3 protein-coding genes and 2 pseudogenes are annotated in these 3,902 nt (G+C 61.6%); 2 read left to right on the top strand and 3 right to left on the bottom strand.

The annotated features are described in order from the left end of the window. The first annotated feature begins 651 nt into the window (after positions 1 to 651). Positions 652 to 765: pseudogene (locus tag M3461_11485) on the top strand (phage tail protein). Between the two features lie 49 nt (positions 766 to 814). Here M3461_11485 and M3461_11490 read toward each other — a convergent pair. After that, positions 815 to 1,060, bottom strand: a complete 246-nt coding sequence (locus M3461_11490) for a hypothetical protein (GenBank protein ID MDQ3774930.1) — start codon at positions 1,058 to 1,060, stop codon at positions 815 to 817. Positions 1,061 to 1,361: 301 nt separating this feature from the next. Here M3461_11490 and M3461_11495 point away from each other — a divergent pair, with 301 nt between their 5' ends. Continuing rightward, complete coding sequence (locus M3461_11495) at positions 1,362 to 2,417, top strand: AI-2E family transporter (protein ID MDQ3774931.1); 1,056 nt, start codon at positions 1,362 to 1,364, stop codon at positions 2,415 to 2,417. 437 nt (positions 2,418 to 2,854) lie between these two features. Here the strand turns inward: M3461_11495 and M3461_11500 are convergent, their stop codons facing one another. Further along, entirely contained in the window at positions 2,855 to 3,181 is a 327-nt protein-coding gene (locus tag M3461_11500; GenBank protein ID MDQ3774932.1) for a hypothetical protein, read from the bottom strand. Next, positions 3,170 to 3,590 (bottom strand): annotated as a pseudogene (locus tag M3461_11505) (ATP-binding cassette domain-containing protein). Before M3461_11505 ends, M3461_11500 begins: the two are co-directional and overlap by 12 nt. Positions 3,591 to 3,902 lie beyond the last annotated feature (312 nt).

Raw genomic sequence — 3,902 nt, forward strand, 5'->3', positions numbered from 1 at the left:
GTCTCGGGCCGCGTCGCGGCCGCGGCCGGCCCACGGACGCCGTGGCCGAACCAACGGACGGACCGGCACCTAGCCCGAACTTCTTTGAGGGTAGCAGCTTCCCCTACCACGCGAACGACGGCAGCAACGATTCCAGGCTCGCGACGGTGGCGCTCACGATTAGACCCCGTGAACGACGCGCCGGCCTTCAGCGCCGGCCCGAACCAGGTGGCGCTGGAGGGCGCCGGGGCGCAAACGGTGGATCATTGGGCCACCGGGGTCTCTGGGACCAACCAACGAGTCCAGCCAGACGCTCAGCTTCACCTGACCGGTAACACCCGGGCGGCGCGCGCAACAATGGAGCCGGCTGGTCGGACCTGACGATCCGCAACAACGCCATAATCTCGGGAGGAACCTCGGAGTTCGCCGGGATCTGGCTTTTCGCCGGGAACGGATCGTCCACCACTGAGGTCAGAGGTCAATCATTAACGCGTTCCAGATCCCGGGCTTCACCGGTTCGAGTACGGACGCGGCCAACGTCGCCAACTTCGTGGCCGGCACCGATCTCGACCCGTCGCCGACCGATCCGACGTAAAGGTCAATAGCGGGACCGACGTGAACTATACGAATACCACGTGCGCGACGCCCTGAGCCAGATTGGAGAAACAGAAGATGGCCGAACCATTTTTATCAGAGATCAAGAACATGTCGTTCGTGTATGCGCCCAGGGGTTGGGCGCTGTGCAACGGCTACGGCCAACTCCTGCCCATCAACCAGTTCCAATCCCAGCGCTCGACACTGGTTGAGGCTATCACGGATCTCACCCAACACCTCATCATCTCAAGTCCACGCGAAACAGCGGCCCGTACGCGTCACAACGCGTGGCCAGCGAGCCTCCCAAGGCAGTGTACTCGGCGTGCTCGGTCACCACCGCATCCTCCGCCGAGAGCGTTTGGCCGATAGCTCGACCAGCGATAGTCCGCGGGGTCCGATCCCGGCACGCACCGGGTTGATCTCGATAGCGATAATACCCGAAGAGATAGTGCTCGGGATCCAGACTGTCCTTGTAACGCCCTCCCACAGGGTCCCACTGCGCCTATAGCGGTCATTGACGTATCGCACATAGTGCCGTCCAATAGATTGCATGAGCTTGGCAAGCGCCAGTGGCCTGTGGGGCGTCCACCAGCAGATGGACATGGTTGGTCATGATCACATAGGCGTGTAAAATACCTATGCTTTTTACCGTAGGCGCCGGTCGGGTCCTCACAGCTACCACAATGTTCAAGAACTGGTCACTACACGATCTTTTTAGGCCGTCCCAAGCGCACCCCGTGGATAGGCCTCAAGATGAGAATGACGTGCTCGGTGAGGAGCTCATCAAGATGAGTGACTCGCAGCGCTGGCTTTTGGTGGTTGGCGTATTCGCGCTTGGCTGGCTCCTGTATCTACTCAGCCCCGTGCTGACGCCTTTCGTGGTGGCCGCGTTTCTCGCGTACTTGGGCGATCCCTTGGTGGACCGTCTAGAAGCGCTGAAAATATCCCGTACGCTCTCGGTCGTTACCGTTTTCGCCACGCTGACTTTGTCGGGTCTCCTGCTGATCGTTTTCCTGGTGCCTATCCTCGAGCAACAACTGCAGACACTGATTTCCAATCTACCACTCGCGATTGAATGGGCGCAGCAGCGGCTTTTGCCTAAGTTGCTGGCTTCGCCGTTCTTTAACGATTCGTCTTTCGACTCGGAAGCGGTAAGGAGAGTGGTGGTGGGACATTGGCAGGAGCTGGCCGGTACCATGACCGAAGTGATTAGGCGGGTCACGATCTCAGGCCAGGTTCTGCTGGCGTGGTTGCTCGATGCCGTGTTGGTCCCTGTGGTGACGTTTTATTTGCTCCGCGACTGGGACTTGCTGGTCGCGCACGTTCGCCACTTACTGCCGCGCCGTTATGAACCCGTCGTTGTGAAGCTGGTCGGAGAATGCGATGAGGTGCTGGCCGGATTCCTGCGGGGCCAGCTCATGGTGATGCTGGCGCTAGCGATTATCTACACCATCGGTTTGTGGCTAGTCGGCCTGAACCTGGCGTTTTCCATTGGGGTGGTGGCTGGGCTGGTGAGCTTCGTCCCGTACCTCGGTTTTGTTGTCGGGATCACCGTCGCCGGACTCGCCGTGATAGTCCAGTTTCAGGATCCGATCTATCTGGCGTATGTCGCGGCGGTGTTCGTTAGCGCCGAGCTGATACAGGGTTTCGTCTTATCGCCATGGTTGGTCGGTGAGCGTATAGGATTGCATCCAGTCGCCGTCATTTTTGCCGTGCTCGCGGGCGGTCAGCTATTTGGTTTCGTCGGCGTACTGCTCGGATTACCCGTAGCCGCCGTCATCGTGGTGCTGCTGCGCCATTGGCGGGAGATCTATCTTAGGAGCGATCTATGGAGGGTCCATTGACCGTAGACTGCCCATTCCCATGGCTGGGAAGTCACCCATCCACTATGCGTATCACCCGTGCGCGGGACAGCGCGCAGGCATACCCGGCAAGACGCGTTACCGCGGTAAGCTGAGCTATCGGGTTGCGCTACCGCACGGAGCTACTACTTGCCTCGTCGTCTGGATGGCCCGCCCAGAGGCCGCCAACCTCCGTCTGCTCACCGACCCCGGCATTGCGCTGGCGGCGTTACGTGAGCTCGCTCGTCTGCTGGATGATACCTTTTCCGCCCTGTCAGCATCGGTCGAGCCCACGACATACATTCTCGTCGGTCTGAGGCGAAGCCTCGTTAGCCAGCGGGGGAACGAGACCCAGCATTGGACGCGGACTTGCTGCATATGGCCGCTCATCCCCGGATCGCGTCCCTGGCGGAGTGCTGTTTCAGCAGCCTACCGCCCGGTCAAGGCCGGCGGCGCCTCGACGCGGGCCAGGCCTCGATGTACGCGTCCTCCAGCGTCGCGCCGCCGTACTGCTCACAGAACGCCTCCGGGCGCCCCGTGAAGAGCACCTGACCCGGGTGCAGCACGAGCATGCGGTCACACAGATCCGCGACATCGGCGAGCAGGTGACTGGTGAAGAGCAAGGTGCCGCCTGCCGCCCGGCGCGTGGCCAGGTGGCGCCGGAGGGAGGCGCGGGCCCTGGGGTCGAGGCCGCTCATCGGCTCATCGAGGATGAAGAGGTCCTTGTCGCAGAGGAGCAGGGTCGCGAGCCCGAGCTTCTGGGCCATGCCCTTCGACAGCTCGCGGACCGGTTTCGACAGAGCGCGTTCCTCGAGGTCCAACGTGGGCCGATACCTCCCGGATCGCGGGTGTTTCGACGGGACGGCCGTGCAGTCGGGCCATGAAGCGTAGGTACTCCTTGCCCGTCGCAAAATAATGTGGCAGGAACTTCTCGGGGAGGAAGCCGAACCGTCCGCGCGCCTCGGGTTTCAAATGGCTCACGCCGAAGAGGTCGATCGAGCCCCGCTCGATGTCGCAGAGGTTCAAGAGCGCCTTGATGAGGGTGGTCTTGCCGGCCCCGTTGACGCCCACGAGCCCCACCGACTCCCCTTGATCGATGGTAAGGTCCACCCCGTTCAACACGGCGGTGCGCCCGTACCGCTTCACCACGCCTTCTATTCGGACCGCGACGGCCATCGGCAATCCCCTGGTACAAGCAGTAGAAGTAGCCCGGATGCAGCGCAGCCAGATCCGGGGAAGCCTCCTCCGGATTTGCACTTCCTTTCAGCCGGGCCAGGGCATTACGGCACATCAGCAACGAAATCGGGTAGCCAGGGGCGTTTGGCCCCCGGCCCCCACACCACCTAGCATGCGGGTCCGCACTAGGCGGTTCACAAAAGTGGAGCACACGATGACATCAGGTATAGCCGTGGGCACGCATCCAAAGCGCGCGGACGGATATCAAGCCCTGGCTTTTCAGCCAATCATTCGTCATCCCGGTTTGTGTCG

The organism is Pseudomonadota bacterium, assembly GCA_030860485.1.
GTDB lineage: Bacteria > Pseudomonadota > Gammaproteobacteria > JACCXJ01 > JACCXJ01 > JACCXJ01.

Coding starts and splice junctions, on each gene's coding strand:
- M3461_11495 (MDQ3774931.1), top strand. CDS start 1,362: ATGAGTGACTCGCAGCGCTGGCTTTTGGTGGTTGGCGTATTCGCGCTT.
- M3461_11500 (MDQ3774932.1), bottom strand. CDS start 3,181: ATGGCCCAGAAGCTCGGGCTCGCGACCCTGCTCCTCTGCGACAAGGAC.